Source organism: Paenibacillus sp. FSL W8-0426 (assembly GCF_037969725.1).
GTDB classification, from domain to species: Bacteria; Bacillota; Bacilli; order Paenibacillales; family Paenibacillaceae; genus Paenibacillus; species Paenibacillus hubeiensis.
Map to the genome: position 1 here is coordinate 4,567,454 of NZ_CP150203.1, position 13,838 is coordinate 4,581,291.

The window sequence follows — 13,838 nt, forward strand, 5'->3', positions numbered from 1 at the left end:
CACCTCTTCAGCCATTATCTTTTCGGTACGTCAAAACGAATTTCCGTCCCTTGCTCAAGCCGCCGGATCGTCAGCCCTTGTCCATACATCAGTTTCACGCGCCGGTGCACGTTGTATAACCCGATCTGATTGCCAGGCATACGGTCATGGTACACCTTGTCGATAATATCCTCGCTGATGCCTGCGCCCGTATCGCTAACGCTGATCCGCACCGCGTCCGGCTGTTCCCGCACCTGAATGCATACCGTCCCAGGACCTTTCGTTTTGAGTATGCCGTGAATGATCGCGTTTTCGACCAATGGCTGGATGACCAAGCTTGGAATGTGCACGGCCACCTCGTCAATATCGTAGATCACCCGCAGCCTGCTGCCAAAACGTGCCTTTTCGATCTCCACATAGTTCCGGACCTGTTCCAGCTCCTTGTGAATGTCGATCAGTTCATCCGATAACTCCAAATTGTATCGCATGTAACCGGAAAGATTAACGATCAACTCGCGGGCCCGATCCGGGTTCGTTCGAATCGAGGAACCGATCGCATTGAGCGCATTGAACAGGAAATGCGGATGGATCGTCGTCTGGAGCGCGCGCAGCTCCGCTTTGTTCGCGGCAGCCTTCATCTCTTCGACCCGGGATACCTCCATCTGGGTGGAGATGATCTGGGACAAACCTACCGCCATCGTTTGCAGCGGGTATGTGATTTTGTACGCTTTGCGGTAATAGAGCTTGAGCGCCCCCGTCACTTCCCCGCGCTCCTTCAGCGGTATGATGAGCAGCGAATGGATGTCCGGCGTTTTCTCGTCGGTGACATCATTGCTGATCGTAATCTCGCCGCTCGCAATCGTGCGTTTCGTCATCTCGCTGATGATTTCGTTGCCGATATGGTACCGTTCCTCGCCAAATCCGACATAAGCAAGCACATTCCTCGTATCCGTAATGGCTACGGCATCTGCCTGAATGTCGTCCCGAATGATGCGGCAGATCGTGCGCAGCGAATCTTCGTCGATGGAACGGAAATAGGGCAGCGTTTTGTTGGCGATCTCCAGTGCCAGCTTGGCCTGGCGGGCTGCGATCATTTCTTTTTCCCCTTCCACGCTCTGCACCAGCAGCACGATCAATCCGATGTTGATTTCACCCAGAATCATCGGCAGCGCAATCTTCGATACGATATCAGCCCCCACAGGATCCGGATAGGAATATAACAAAATAAGCAGCATCGTCAGCGCTTCACAAATCATGCCGGCCGCAATGCCGACCAGCCAGCGTTTGGACTTGGGTGTGTATTTATGAATAGAGCCCGACACCAATCCAGCGAGGATGCTCGTAATCAAGCATGGAATGGCTGTCACGCCATTCATGTCGATCAGATAACGATGCACGCCAGATACAAGTCCTGTAATAATCCCTACTGGCGCGCCGAACAATATCCCTCCAGACATGATCGCGATAATGCGAACATTCACAAGCGAACCTTCCACATTGATGCCCGTATACGTACCAAAGATGGCAAATGCGCAAAACAGAAGAGTAACCACCGTCACTTCCTGCCACCGCAGCTTGTCCTTCTGCAAAATTTGCCTGAACCGCGGCACCCGCGACAGAAAGAACAAAAAAATGATCAGCAGCGCCGCCCGCTCGAACAACCCAAGCAGCATCGTAAATATTTCGCCCAACGGCGCACCTCCTTCAAGTCCGAAACAAAAATCATAACATTGATATTATAACCCAAACGTCAATCGACGTACGTTTCATGGAAGCAGGACCTACAAAAAACAAAGACGACCATCTCAAAAATGGCCGCCCACCTATTACATCATCCTATCTCATCGATGAAATGCATTTTTAAAAGAAGTTTCTTTTGTTACACCAAACGGAGAAGACAGAAAAAACCTGGAGAAGCGAAGCGCTCGCCTAAAAGCTTTCTAAAAGAAAGCTGCATCGGAAGCATAGGCTTAGCAACAAATCCTAACCTTTAATCATACCTCCAGTTCGATATAAGCCATTTTAAAAATAGTCCACGTTTACGCGTAACGGAGAATGCAGAACCAATCTGGAGAAGCGCAGCGTTCGCCTTTAGCAACGAATTTCTACCATAATCAAATTTTAAATCAGAAGAAATCCGGGGATAACAGCGATCGGAAGATGGTACTGCAGTCGGAGTGGCCACACGTCAACCTAACGCCAATCACGTATGTTTCATCGAAGCAGGACCTACAAAAAACAAAGACGGCCATCTCAAAAATGGCCGCCCACCTATTACATCCTATCTCATCGATGAAATGCACTTTTAAAAGAAGTTTTTGTTACACCAAACGGAGAGGACAGAAAAAACCTGGAGAAGCGAAGCGCTCGCCTTTAGCACCAAATTTTAACCTTATAAAACTAATCAAAAAAATTTGGAGATAACAGCGATCGGAAGGTTGTTCTGGCATCGCAGTGCTCTCGTGTAACATAATGAATTTCTTTTAACCATTTGCCTTACATCGATCCCCTCACCTAAACATGCCCCACAGCTTAATCAAATGAAACGTATTGTTCGGATCGATCTTCTGAGCAATGACGAAATTGACGAACTGCTCCTCTTGCGCAGGCGAAAAATGCTCGTTCATGATGAGCGCCGACGACTTGATCAGCCTGCGCACCTTCGCCCGGTCCTGGAGATCCGTCTTGGTCACACCTTCAATCAGCTTTTTGACCCGCTCTTTGATGGCAGGATTTTTCATTTTCAATTTGACCCGCTCCACCAGCTGCGGACTGATTCCATATTGTTGATAACCCAACGTCTATAGCACCTCCCGAAGTTTGAATCACTGTCTATACTTATGACGGGAGGGCTTGTACAGTTGACCCTTTTCAGAAGAAGATGTGCAAAACGTTTGAGACGGTCATGCTTAGTCGATCAGATCCCCTTGAAATACTTGCTGTTGCTGTAAATAGTCGCGGAGCGGGGCATACTGGGCAGAGGTCCAAAAGCCGGGATCGGCAATCAGATTGGAAACATCATCCCGGGTTTGCTCCAATACGGCGAAATCGGCAACCATGTCCGCCAGCCGAAACTCCGGCATGCCGCTTTGCTTGGTTCCGAAAAAATCACCAGGACCGCGCAAATCGAGATCCCGCCGCGACACCTCGAAACCGTCATCGGTTTCGGTCATCACCTTCATGCGTTCCTGCCCTACCTCGGATTTGGGATCGGCAATCAACACGCAAAAGGAAGCATGGGCGCCACGTCCTACCCGACCCCGCAGCTGATGCAGCTGGGACAAGCCAAAGCGGTCGGCATCCATGATGACCATCAGCGTGGCGTTCGGCACGTCGACGCCAACCTCGATGACCGTAGTGGAAACCAGCAAGTGCGTTTCATTGTCATAGAATGAACGCATGACTTCTTCTTTTTCCGAAGCCGTCATTCGTCCATGGAGCAAACCCACCTTGTAGTTCGGAAAATGCTGCTGCATCTGCACATGCAAATCGATCGCGTTTTGCACGTCCAGCTTGTCCGACTCCTCGATGAGCGGGCAAATGAGATACGCCTGCCGACCCTGATCCACCTCGCGGGAAATAAATCCGAGCACCCGATCCATCTTGTCATGCTTGACCCAATACGTGGAGATTGGGATACGGCCTTTCGGGCGCTCGGAAATGGTCGATACGTCGATATCTCCGAACGCCGTAATCGCCAGCGTGCGCGGGATCGGCGTCGCAGTCATCGTCAGCACGTCCGGATTATACCCTTTACGCCGCAGAACGCTGCGCTGATTTACCCCGAAACGATGCTGCTCATCCGTCACAACCAATCCAAGCGCGCGGAAAAAAACGTCCTCCTGGATCAATGCGTGCGTCCCCACAACGATATCGATCAAGCCCATTTGCAGGGACGCGATCAGGTCCTTGCGTTTGCGTCCATTTACGCTGCCTGTCAGCAGCCCGACCGTCACGCCGAATGGTTCGAACAGTTTCTGCAAAGACTTCATATGCTGCTCCGCCAAAATTTCCGTCGGCACCATCAGCGCCCCCTGAAAGCCGGAGCGAACCGTCGTATAAAGCGCGATGGCCGCAATAATGGTTTTGCCTGATCCTACATCCCCTTGAAGCAGCCGATTCATGGAATACGGGGAACGCATGTCGTGCAAAATCTCCAGCTCGACTTTTTTTTGCGCATCCGTCAATTCAAACGGCAGACTGCGCACGAACTCCCGGATCGTTGCATTGTCGGTCGTGTGTACAACCCCATCCATACGATCGCGGTTCAAAGCGCGATAGGCCTGCATCTTGAGCTGGAACAGGAACAGCTCCTCATAAACCATGCGCTGCCTGGCTTGTAGTCCATCCCTGTTATCCTGTGGATGATGGATGCCGGCTATCGCTTGTTTGCGCGGCATGAATCCGTATTTGCTCATCAACGAAGGCGGCAAAATTTCGGGAATCATGTCGCCGAATTGAACGAGTCCTTGATGAATCGTTTTGCGCATCCAAGATTGCGTAATTTTGCCGGTCACCGAATACACCGGCTGCAGCGTGCCGGAACGGCCCGTTCCCTTGTCCGGAAATTCCGAGTCCGCCACGGTCAGCTGCATTCGTTTCTGTTCCCATTTTCCCGTCAAAACGATTTCGCGGTTCGGCGTCAGCTGGTCTTTCAGGAAATGACGATTAAACCATGTTGCCGTTATCATCCATTCCTCCGTCATCACTTTACAGGTAAGACGAGACTTTTTGCCATACCGCTGCAGTACCGGCACGCCCATCACTTTGCCTTGTACCGTTATTTTATCCCCGTCTTTCACTTCACTGAGCGAGCGAAGGCGGTAATCCTCGTATCGAAACGGATAATATTCAAGCAGGTCTTTGACAGTAGAGATGCCAAAGGCGTGAAGCTCTCCCTCTTTGAGAGCACTCACGCCGTTAATTTGTTTTACCGATATTTGATCCAAATTCATCATTCATCCCTCATTCCGGAACAGGCCACATAAAGATGGCAATGACACCCGGACCAACATGGCTGCCAATGACGGCCCCGATATTGGTATAGACCACTTCATTCAGCGTAAAATGTTCCCGCAATTGCTCGGCGCAGGCTAGCGCAGCGTCAGGATCGGCCGTATGACCGACTGCCACGTTCACGCGCGCTCCCGCAAAATCCTGCTGAAACAGCTCAATGATGCGTGCCATCGCTTTTTTATGGCCTCTGACTTTCTCGACGGCATAAATGATGCCTTCGTCATCAATGGAAAGGATCGGTTTAATATTCAGCAATGCGCCGAATATGGCCGCAGCCTTGCCGATCCGCCCACCTTTTTGCAAATACTCCAGCGAGTCCACCAGGAAAAACAGCTTGCGGCCCCGCTGCAGCGCTTGAACGGCGGTCTTGATATCCGCGGCAGACTTGCCCTGCTCTGCCAGCTCAGCCGCCTGCACGACAAGCAAACCGTATCCGTACGACGCGGACTTGGAATCCAGCACCGTAATCATGTCCGACTCATGTTCGAGCAGCGATTTGCCGAGCAAAGCCGACTGATACGTACCGCTCATACCGGATGACAAATGGATGGAGACGATGGGCCTTTCCGGATCTTCATCCAGCAATGACTGGTAGACATTCATGAATTCCGTCGGAGAAGGCTGGGACGTCGTAGGCAGGGCTGCGGCTTGCCCCAGCTTGGTGTAAAACTGCTTCGGGGTCAGATCCACCCCGTCCGCATAAGTCTCTTCCCCAAAAAGCACGCGCAATGAAACGACATGAATTCCGTATTTGCGAACCAGTTCCTCCGGGATGTCGGCGGTGCTGTCGGTGACGATGGCTACCTTGTGGCTCATGTGATTCCCTCCTCGTCGCAGTAGGGGCCGAGTGTTATGCCTCTACCGAGAACAGATAATAGTACACGGGCTGTCCGCCGGGATGAACCTCAATCTCTGCATCAGGGTATCGTTCTTCCATCCACGCGACCAGATCGGCGGTAGTTTCCGGATTGGCTTCCTCCCCTTCCAGGATGGTAACCACTTCATCCCCGTGATCCATCATCTGCTGCATCAGACCTTCGCAAGCCTGAAGCAGGCTTTCGTCCGCAGCCACGATTTTGGAATTGTGGATCGCGATATAGTGCCCTGCCTTGATGTCCAGCTCATCATACTGGGTATCCCGGACAGCATGAGTTACCTGTCCTGATTGAACACGGCCGATCGCTTCAAGCATCTGCTCGCGGTTCGTCTCCGGAGATTCGTCCTCCTGGAACGCAAAGGCTGCTGCCATTCCCTGCGGAATCGTTTTGCTCGGAATGACCGTAATGCGGCGTTCGCCTTCCAACAATTCACGGGCCTGCTCAGCCGCAAGCACGATGTTCGAGTTGTTTGGCAAAATGAATACCTGTTCAGCCGCGATGGAACGCACTGCATTGACGAAGTCCTCCGTGCTCGGATTCATCGTCTGTCCGCCAGACAGCACGATGTCCACGCCAAGACTTTGAAAGATATCGGCAATGCCCTCTCCGGAGGAGACAGCAATAAATCCGTATGGGGCCATTTCGACTGCCGGAGGTTCAGCCGTTTCCGGGCTGCGTACCTCTTCCGGCGGGATCTCCGCAAACAACTCGGGCGAAGGAGCGATATCCATGCCTGCCGTCAGCAGCTCACGATGCTGTTCCCGCATATTGAGGATGTGAATTTGCGTAATTTCGCCATAGCGAAGCGCTAGGTTAAGCACATCCCCTGGCGTTTTGGAATGCACATGGACCTTAATGACTTCGTCATCGGCAATTACGATAATGGAATCCCCATTGACTGACAACGCTTTCCGGAATGCCTCGTCATCGAAAGTGGTTCCGGCGTGATCTCCCAGCTGGCGATTAATGAAAAATTCCATATCGTACAGGAATTCGATATCTTCCGTATCCAGGCGAGCCTGAGCCGATAACGGCATTTCCGGAGCGATGACCTGCTGTGCCGCCGGCATGTGAACCGGTTCAACGGCTGGCACGGATTTGACCGGAGCCGCCGGGGCAGTCTGTGGTGCCTCGGGTTTGGAAACAAAGCCGCTGCCATCGGTTTGCCGCAGCGCTTCCATAAATCCCTCATAAATATATACAAGCCCCTGGCCACCAGAATCCACGACGCCGACCTGTTTAAGCACAGGCAGCAATTCGGGAGTTTTGGCCAACGCCTCTTTTGCTTTTAATAAGACTTCGTTCATCAATTCCGTTACGTCATTCGTCCGTCTAGCGTAGTACGTGGCATGCTTGGCTGCCTCTTTGGCTACGGTAAGAATGGTTCCTTCGACGGGTTTGACCACGGCTTTGTATGCCGTATCCACGCCGCTTTGGAGAGCTGCGGCAAACTGAAGCGTGTTCAGTTCATCCTGGGAAGCCGCTGCACGGCTGAAGCCGCGAAACAGCTGCGACAGAATAACGCCCGAATTGCCCCTTGCACCCATCAGCAGCCCTTTCGAAAGAATCCCGGCTGCTTCGCCGATGGAAGCCGAACTTTTGCGTTTGATTTCGGCAACGCCGGCGGTCATTGTCAAATTCATGTTCGTTCCCGTGTCGCCATCAGGCACAGGGAACACATTCAGGGAATTGACGTGCTCTGCATGCTGTCCAAGTTGTTCCGCTCCGGCAAGGACCATTGCGGTAAAATCTGTTCCATTTAAAGAACGTATACTCAAGTGAGAATTCCCCTTCCTAGCTTGATACACGAACATCTTGCACCAAGAAGTGTTCTGGTCTGTTCATGCGTGACGCTCGTCACGCCATTCTTCGTCCATACCTTGTCCGGCACAGGCATACAATTTCATGATGTCGTCCCGAATCACGGTCTGGGCGGCCAGGCCACCGAAAGCCCGTGAACTCGCATCCCCCATCTCGGGGCATACGGATATGCACCGGTATCGAGAGCCGGCATGAATGCCGCATGGAGACTGGTGCCAGTGATGGGTTCACGGTGCACAGCATTGCCAAACAGGAAGAACGTCGGCCCCAGGCCGATATTGCTCTGCTTTACGCGGCAATGACTCCTCACCGCTATATTATGGACTATTCAACATTGTACTATATTAGACATGAGAAATAAATAAAGTTTTTGGATCAGTTGACGAAGCTTTTTTCAATATGATATTATATTCGAGTATTGTTTTATGCAGGTTTAGTAATGGAAATGATCCGGCCATGCCGGCTTGAACAACGCCATTAGCTACTGGAGCCTGGTCTTTTCGATCAGGAAGAACAATTGGTCCATTCGGAATGACACGAGTCTTCCCCTTGGACAACTGGTTATTATGGATAGGAGGTGTAATCTATGTCTCGCAAATGTTATGTGACAGGTAAGAAACCGGGCACCGGTAACCACGTATCCCACGCTAACAACCGTAACCGTCGTTCTTGGGGCGTAAACGTTCAAAAAGTACGCATTCTCGTGAACGGTAAACCGAAACGTGTATACGTAAGCACCCGCGCACTGAAAGCCGGTAAAGTGACTCGCGTATAATTTCACGCATAGCACCCTTACATCGGATAGCAAAAAGCACCTTGTTCTCATGCAGGTGCTTTTTTCGTATGCCGAAATCGTTCCAAAACATGAAAACAGCCGCCGCACAGCGCTGCCGGGACTCTGTCCAAGCCCGAACCCTTTCACTGCTGCCCGCGGCGGTATTCGTCTGAAACATGCTTCAATTTTTCTGAAACGTATTAAGAATCGCCTTGACAAACCCTCCCAGAAACTTCGGCAGTTTGAATGTGTAAAATTTCATGCTTCACCCTCCCTATCATGCTCATGCATCCGCCCTATCCTATGCTTCATGCCTTGCTTGCCGCCCATTAACCTCTACGACAAAAAAGGCTACATGAGAAACCTGCTCACGTAACCATACTTATGCGAAAAGCGTTGTCCCTATTCCACCGTGACAAGCCCGAATAACGGACCGGTCATGCTTGGGGAGGAACATATTGATAAACGGCGATCATGAATACACTTAACAAATAATACAGAATGCTGAAAATGACGAAGGTAACCCGCAGCCCGGTCCGGTCGAATTTGCGAAAATACATGATGACCACGCCGACCCCGACCAAGGACATGATGGCATTAAACGGGGATTGTACGACCGCAAAAAGCGCGAGTACCAAACCGGTTGCAAGGCTTGCCCCCATCGTCCATAGCGTTTCCCTGAGGTTCATGCCTTACCCCTCGTAACTACGGCGGATATCCGCAATCGCAGCCGCGCGATCCTCACGGCCGAATACCGCGCTGCCGGCAACCAGCACGTCCGCTCCTGCCTTCACAACAAGCGGTGCCGTATCGGCCGCAATGCCGCCGTCCACTTCGATATGTACGTCTTGACGGCCTCGTTCATTCAGCCAGGTACGAATCTGTTTGATTTTGTTCAGGGTGCCCGAAATAAAGGCTTGTCCGCCAAAACCGGGATTTACGGTCATTACGAGAACCAAATCCACATCGTCAAGCACTTCCTGGATAGCCGTGGCTGGTGTCCCCGGATTAAGGGCCACGCCGGCCTTGATGCCGTATTCCTTGATCAAGTGAATGACCCGGTGCAGGTGCACGCAAGCTTCGGCATGCACGGTAATGACTGCAGCTCCCGCTTTCGCAAACTCCTCGACGTAACGCTCGGGATTTTCAATCATCAGATGCACGTCCAGCGGCAGGCTGGTATGCGGAGCAATCGCCTTGACAATCGCTGGTCCCAGCGTAATGTTGGGAACGAAGTGACCGTCCATGACGTCGACGTGAATCCAATCCCCTCCCGCTGCTTCGGCTGCGGCAACTTCTGCGCCAAGACTGGCAAAATCGGCTGACAATATGGATGGAGCAATTTTAATCATGTTAGTACCTCCGCTTCTTTTCTTTCATTTCGTTTAAAAACTGTTCATAGTGCCGGTATCGGCTCTCTGCAATCAACCCGTCCTCTTTGGCTGCAATGACTCGGCAGCCCGGTTCATGGGTATGGGTACAGCCGCGGAATTTACATTCGTCCGCATACTGGGCGAATTCCCGGAAGCAGGTGGACAATTCCTCCACCCCGATTTCGAGAAAATCCAGCTGGCTGAACCCCGGCGTATCGGCGACAAAACCGCCATTATGGAGCGGAATCAATTCCACATGCCTCGTCGTATGCCTTCCCCGGCCAAGCCGCATGCTGATTTCACTCGTTTCCAACGAAAGGCCCGGGACCAGCGCATTCAGCATGGATGATTTGCCCACGCCCGACTGACCCGAAAATACGCTGATTCGACCTGCCAGCCGCTCTTTGAGCAGTTCGCTGCCCTCTCCCGTTCGGGAACTGGTCGAAATGACCTCATAACCGATCTGTCTATACATGGCCTTCACATCGGCAACCGTGTCCCGGCCATCGGCCTCGGGATCGGCCAAATCCTGCTTGGTCAGCACGATCAGGGCATCCAGCCCCGCTTGTTCGATATGAACGAGAAACTTGTCCAGCAAGTTCAGATTCATATCCGGCTCCTTAACGGAAAACAGCAGTACCGCCAAATTGACGTTGGCTACAGGCGGACGAATCAGCTCCGTCTCACGGGCATGGATCCGATCCACGGTTCCTTCGCCGTTTTCGGTCAGCACGTAATCCACGCGATCGCCCACGAGCGGGGAGATTCCCTTTTTCTTGAACACGCCCCTGGCTCTGCATTGAACGGCGGAGCCTTCAACCGAAGGCACCCCTCCGTCTTCCAGTGGCATGACATAGTAATAACCGCTTAGCGCTTTGACAATGATACCCTCCGGCATTAGCTCCGTCGCCCTCCTTTTCGTTCTGCGCGATATGGCATAGACCCCAAACGCCAGCATAAGCCGTCCTTACGGACGGCCTGATGCGTTAATAACTTCCTTTTTCTTGCCTTTCTCCTTGTTACCATGGCTATTGATCGCCGACGTGTCGGAGGCTTCTCCTTCTACGTCTCCTTCTTCTTCACCATCTACCGGCGTGGACGGCTCTTCGGTTCCTTCATTCGCCGCTCCGCTGCCGTCGTCTATGCCTCCGCTTCCGTCTTCGGCACCGCCTCCGCCTCCACTTTCGCCACCCGTTTCAGGTTCCTGCTTTTCAGGCGGCGGTGTAACGGTCTCCGGTTCGATCGAAGGCACGTTTACCGTTCCGTTTTTGGCTTCCCCGTAAGATACGAGATACGTATCCAGGAACTTGCCGTCGCGGTAAACGGAGACAGCCCCATTTTCATTCGGAGCCAGCACTAGCGGTACGCTGAGCGTCTGGGTGGAGTTAATGGATTGCGTTCCCCACTCTTGGCTCTTGCCGCGGGCATCCTCAAACGTAATCCGGATTTTGCTGGTTTTGCCTTCTTCTTTTGGTGCGACCATTATGTTGAAATTGTATCTTAAGGCTTCAGGCGGGTATCCCGTGCTGACATAGATCGTAATTTTGTCGCCGGGACTTACTTCCCCGCCAGCTTCCACAGGCCACTGCTGGGTTACCTTGCCGGAGTCAACCGTATAACTCGGCTCTTCCTTCACCTGGGCGAGCGTTAGTCCGGCGTTTTTCAACATCTCCTCCGCTTCGCTGCGGGTTTTGTTTTTCAGATCCGGCATTTTGACCGTTTCTACACCTTGGCTTACGGTTAGAACAATTTCACCGGCCTCGAGGTCGAAATCCTCGTTTACGCCAGGCGTCTGCGAAATGACATTGCCTGACGACACCTCGGTTGAATATGCGTTATCCCGCTTGATCTGGCTTTCCTTGATGCCCAGCTCGCTGGTCAATCTTTTGACGGCCTCGTCGTACGGAATGTTCTTCACGTCGATCATTTTGACGGATTCCTTCTCCGCCCCGACGCTCAGCTGAATCTCGGTGCCTTCCTTGACGATTTCCCCCTCATTACGGCTCTGGGCATAAACCATCCCCGGGTCAACGCCTTCTTGATACATCCGGATCACTTCATCGCTTACGACTAACCCTTTATCCTGCAGCGTTTGGCGCGCAGCTTCCTCCGTCTGGTTAACGACATTCGGAACGGTCACTTCCGGAACCACCAGCATGCCTTTGACATAAATGACAACACCGACCATTGCGGCCAGAATAAGAACAGTAAGCGAAATGAGCAATGTCGGCTTTTTCCAGCCTTTGGACTTGCTTTTATGTTGTCCGGCCTCTTCCTTTGGTTCCATCGTAGGCATTGCGCCCGTCGTGGTCACGCCTCTCGGTTCAGGCTTAATGGCCGGCATAACGCGGGTCTGGTCCGCATCGTCCTCATCGGCAAAATCGATTTTGGTTTCGTTCCGCCGCTCGGGAAGAAGACAGGTTTCCAGGTCCTCTTGCATTTCCCTGGCGGACTGATAACGCTCATGCGGATTTTTGCGCATCGATTTCAGAATGATGTTTTCCACGCTTTGCGGGATCAACGGATTGAATTTGCGCGGTTCATCAAACTCTTCCTGAAGATGCTTCAGGGCAACGCTGATCGGACTTTCGCCCAGGAACGGAAGCTGGCCAGTCAGCATTTGATACAGCACGATGCCAAGCGAATACAAGTCCGACTTCTCTCCGGTAACGATGCCTTTGGCATGCTCCGGCGAAAAATAATGGACCGAACCGACCACCGAACCGGTCTGCGTGATCGTTGTCGACGTCACAGCCCGTGCGATGCCGAAATCGGTGACCTTTACCCGGCCGTTTCTGCCGATCAAAATGTTGTGCGGCTTAATGTCTCGATGAATGATTTGGTTATGATGCGCATGGTCCAAAGCGTCCGCAATCTGGGAAGCGATGCGCACCGCCTCGTCAACCTGCAGGGGCGCCCGTTCTTTGATGATTTCGTTCAGGTTTTTGCCTTCCACATACTCCATGACGATGTAGTGGACGTCATCCTCTTGGCCGACATCGTAAATGCTGACCACGTTCGGGTGCGACAGCGATGCCGCCGATTGCGCCTCCCTGCGGAAACGGCGGATGAATTCTTCGTCATGAACAAACTGCTGGCGAAGCACCTTGATCGCCACGAACCGATTCAGCAGAAGATCCTGAGCTTTATATACGAGAGCCATGCCGCCGCCGCCGACACGTTCGATGATTTCATAGCGTCCGCCTAGCTGGTGCCCGATCATGATTCGCACCCCGTTTCCGTTGCTGCGGAATCCTTCTGCATTTCAAACAAGGCCACGGTGATATTGTCGTCTCCCCCGGCAAGAAGGGCCAGCTGCAGCAAACGATCGGCACGCTCTTCCAGCGGCAGCTCCAGATTGCCCGCAACCCGAATGATCTGCTCATTGCTGACCAAGTTGCTGAGTCCGTCGCTGCACAGCAGCAAGACCTCCCCTTCTTCCAGCTTGACGTTATCCATGTCGACCTTCACTTCGGCATCCGTGCCGAGGGCCCGGGTCAACACGTTGCGTCTGGGATGATGCGTAACGTCCTCTTTGCTGATCTGACCGTTTTTGAACAGCTCGTTGACGAGGGTATGGTCCTCGGTCAGCTGGATCATTTGTTGGCCGGAAATTTTGTAAGCCCGGCTGTCGCCGATATGTCCAATGACGCCTTCGGCATCGTTCAACAAGGCAGCAACGACCGTTGTGCCCATATTATGGTATTTGTCATTAGCGGAGGCCGTACTGTAAATAACCTCATTGGCATGGAGGATCGCATCGCTAAGCGCAGCGGACAAGGACGCATGGGACAGCCCCGGTTCCAGCGATCTCAGGTCGCCCACCAGCGTTTCCACCGCAAGGCGGCTTGCCGTGTCGCCTGCAAGATGCCCGCCCATGCCATCGGCAACAATGCCCAATATATAGCCCGTTTCCAGGTCGCGAATCCAGGCAGAGTCTTCATTGACGGAACGCACGCGTCCGATATGGCTTGCATGAACTGTTTTGATCAAAAC

Annotated in this window: 12 protein-coding genes; 1 reads left to right on the top strand and 11 read right to left on the bottom strand. The window is 52.6% G+C overall.

The window, feature by feature from the left end; all coding sequences use genetic code 11:
• Window positions 1-14: 14 nt before the first annotated feature.
• From MKY59_RS20380 to MKY59_RS20400, 5 genes are all read right to left on the bottom strand, one after another.
• On the bottom strand, window positions 15-1,652 hold the full coding sequence (locus tag MKY59_RS20380; RefSeq protein ID WP_339278444.1) for a sensor histidine kinase: 1,638 nt from the start codon (window positions 1,650-1,652) through the stop codon (window positions 15-17).
• An 837-nt stretch (window positions 1,653-2,489) separates the two neighbouring features.
• Window positions 2,490-2,777, bottom strand: coding sequence for a stage VI sporulation protein F (locus tag MKY59_RS20385; RefSeq protein ID WP_236416404.1), 288 nt, complete (start codon window positions 2,775-2,777; stop codon window positions 2,490-2,492).
• Window positions 2,778-2,888: 111 nt separating this feature from the next.
• A complete protein-coding gene (gene recG, locus MKY59_RS20390) occupies window positions 2,889-4,937 on the bottom strand; it encodes an ATP-dependent DNA helicase RecG (RefSeq protein WP_339273459.1) in 2,049 nt (682 codons plus the stop codon).
• A 7-nt stretch (window positions 4,938-4,944) separates the two neighbouring features.
• Window positions 4,945-5,811, bottom strand: a complete 867-nt coding sequence (locus MKY59_RS20395; RefSeq protein ID WP_339273461.1) for a DegV family protein — start codon at window positions 5,809-5,811, stop codon at window positions 4,945-4,947.
• A 34-nt stretch (window positions 5,812-5,845) separates the two neighbouring features.
• Entirely contained in the window at window positions 5,846-7,651 is a 1,806-nt protein-coding gene (locus MKY59_RS20400; protein ID WP_236416410.1) for a DAK2 domain-containing protein, read from the bottom strand.
• A 629-nt stretch (window positions 7,652-8,280) separates the two neighbouring features.
• Here MKY59_RS20400 and rpmB point away from each other — a divergent pair.
• Window positions 8,281-8,469: a 50S ribosomal protein L28 gene (gene rpmB, locus MKY59_RS20405; RefSeq protein WP_024631107.1), complete on the top strand. Its 189-nt coding sequence runs from the start codon at window positions 8,281-8,283 to the stop codon at window positions 8,467-8,469.
• 181 nt (window positions 8,470-8,650) lie between these two features.
• Here rpmB and spoVM read toward each other — a convergent pair whose 3' ends face one another.
• From spoVM to MKY59_RS20435, 6 genes are all read right to left on the bottom strand, one after another.
• Window positions 8,651-8,731, bottom strand: a complete 81-nt coding sequence (spoVM, locus tag MKY59_RS20410) for a stage V sporulation protein SpoVM (RefSeq protein WP_019424875.1) — start codon at window positions 8,729-8,731, stop codon at window positions 8,651-8,653.
• A gap of 175 nt (window positions 8,732-8,906) precedes the next feature.
• Window positions 8,907-9,158: a hypothetical protein gene (locus MKY59_RS20415; RefSeq protein ID WP_236416411.1), complete on the bottom strand. Its 252-nt coding sequence runs from the start codon at window positions 9,156-9,158 to the stop codon at window positions 8,907-8,909.
• 3 nt (window positions 9,159-9,161) lie between these two features.
• Complete coding sequence (gene rpe / locus MKY59_RS20420) at window positions 9,162-9,821, bottom strand: ribulose-phosphate 3-epimerase (RefSeq protein WP_339273464.1); 660 nt, start codon at window positions 9,819-9,821, stop codon at window positions 9,162-9,164.
• A gap of 1 nt (window position 9,822) precedes the next feature.
• On the bottom strand, window positions 9,823-10,740 hold the full coding sequence (gene rsgA / locus MKY59_RS20425; RefSeq protein WP_339273465.1) for a ribosome small subunit-dependent GTPase A: 918 nt from the start codon (window positions 10,738-10,740) through the stop codon (window positions 9,823-9,825).
• 69 nt (window positions 10,741-10,809) lie between these two features.
• On the bottom strand, window positions 10,810-13,065 hold the full coding sequence (gene pknB, locus MKY59_RS20430; RefSeq protein ID WP_236416414.1) for a Stk1 family PASTA domain-containing Ser/Thr kinase: 2,256 nt from the start codon (window positions 13,063-13,065) through the stop codon (window positions 10,810-10,812).
• On the bottom strand, window positions 13,062-13,835 hold the full coding sequence (locus tag MKY59_RS20435) for a Stp1/IreP family PP2C-type Ser/Thr phosphatase (protein ID WP_236416415.1): 774 nt from the start codon (window positions 13,833-13,835) through the stop codon (window positions 13,062-13,064). The genes pknB and MKY59_RS20435 overlap by 4 nt, the downstream gene beginning before the upstream one ends.
• Window positions 13,836-13,838: the final 3 nt, after the last annotated feature.

Coding starts and splice junctions, on each gene's coding strand:
- pknB (WP_236416414.1), bottom strand. CDS start 13,065: ATGATCGGGCACCAGCTAGGCGGACGCTATGAAATCATCGAACGTGTC.
- MKY59_RS20415 (WP_236416411.1), bottom strand. CDS start 9,158: ATGAACCTCAGGGAAACGCTATGGACGATGGGGGCAAGCCTTGCAACC.
- recG (WP_339273459.1), bottom strand. CDS start 4,937: ATGATGAATTTGGATCAAATATCGGTAAAACAAATTAACGGCGTGAGT.
- MKY59_RS20395 (WP_339273461.1), bottom strand. CDS start 5,811: ATGAGCCACAAGGTAGCCATCGTCACCGACAGCACCGCCGACATCCCG.
- rsgA (WP_339273465.1), bottom strand. CDS start 10,740: ATGCCGGAGGGTATCATTGTCAAAGCGCTAAGCGGTTATTACTATGTC.
- rpmB (WP_024631107.1), top strand. CDS start 8,281: ATGTCTCGCAAATGTTATGTGACAGGTAAGAAACCGGGCACCGGTAAC.
- rpe (WP_339273464.1), bottom strand. CDS start 9,821: ATGATTAAAATTGCTCCATCCATATTGTCAGCCGATTTTGCCAGTCTT.
- spoVM (WP_019424875.1), bottom strand. CDS start 8,731: ATGAAATTTTACACATTCAAACTGCCGAAGTTTCTGGGAGGGTTTGTC.
- MKY59_RS20380 (WP_339278444.1), bottom strand. CDS start 1,652: ATGCTGCTTGGGTTGTTCGAGCGGGCGGCGCTGCTGATCATTTTTTTG.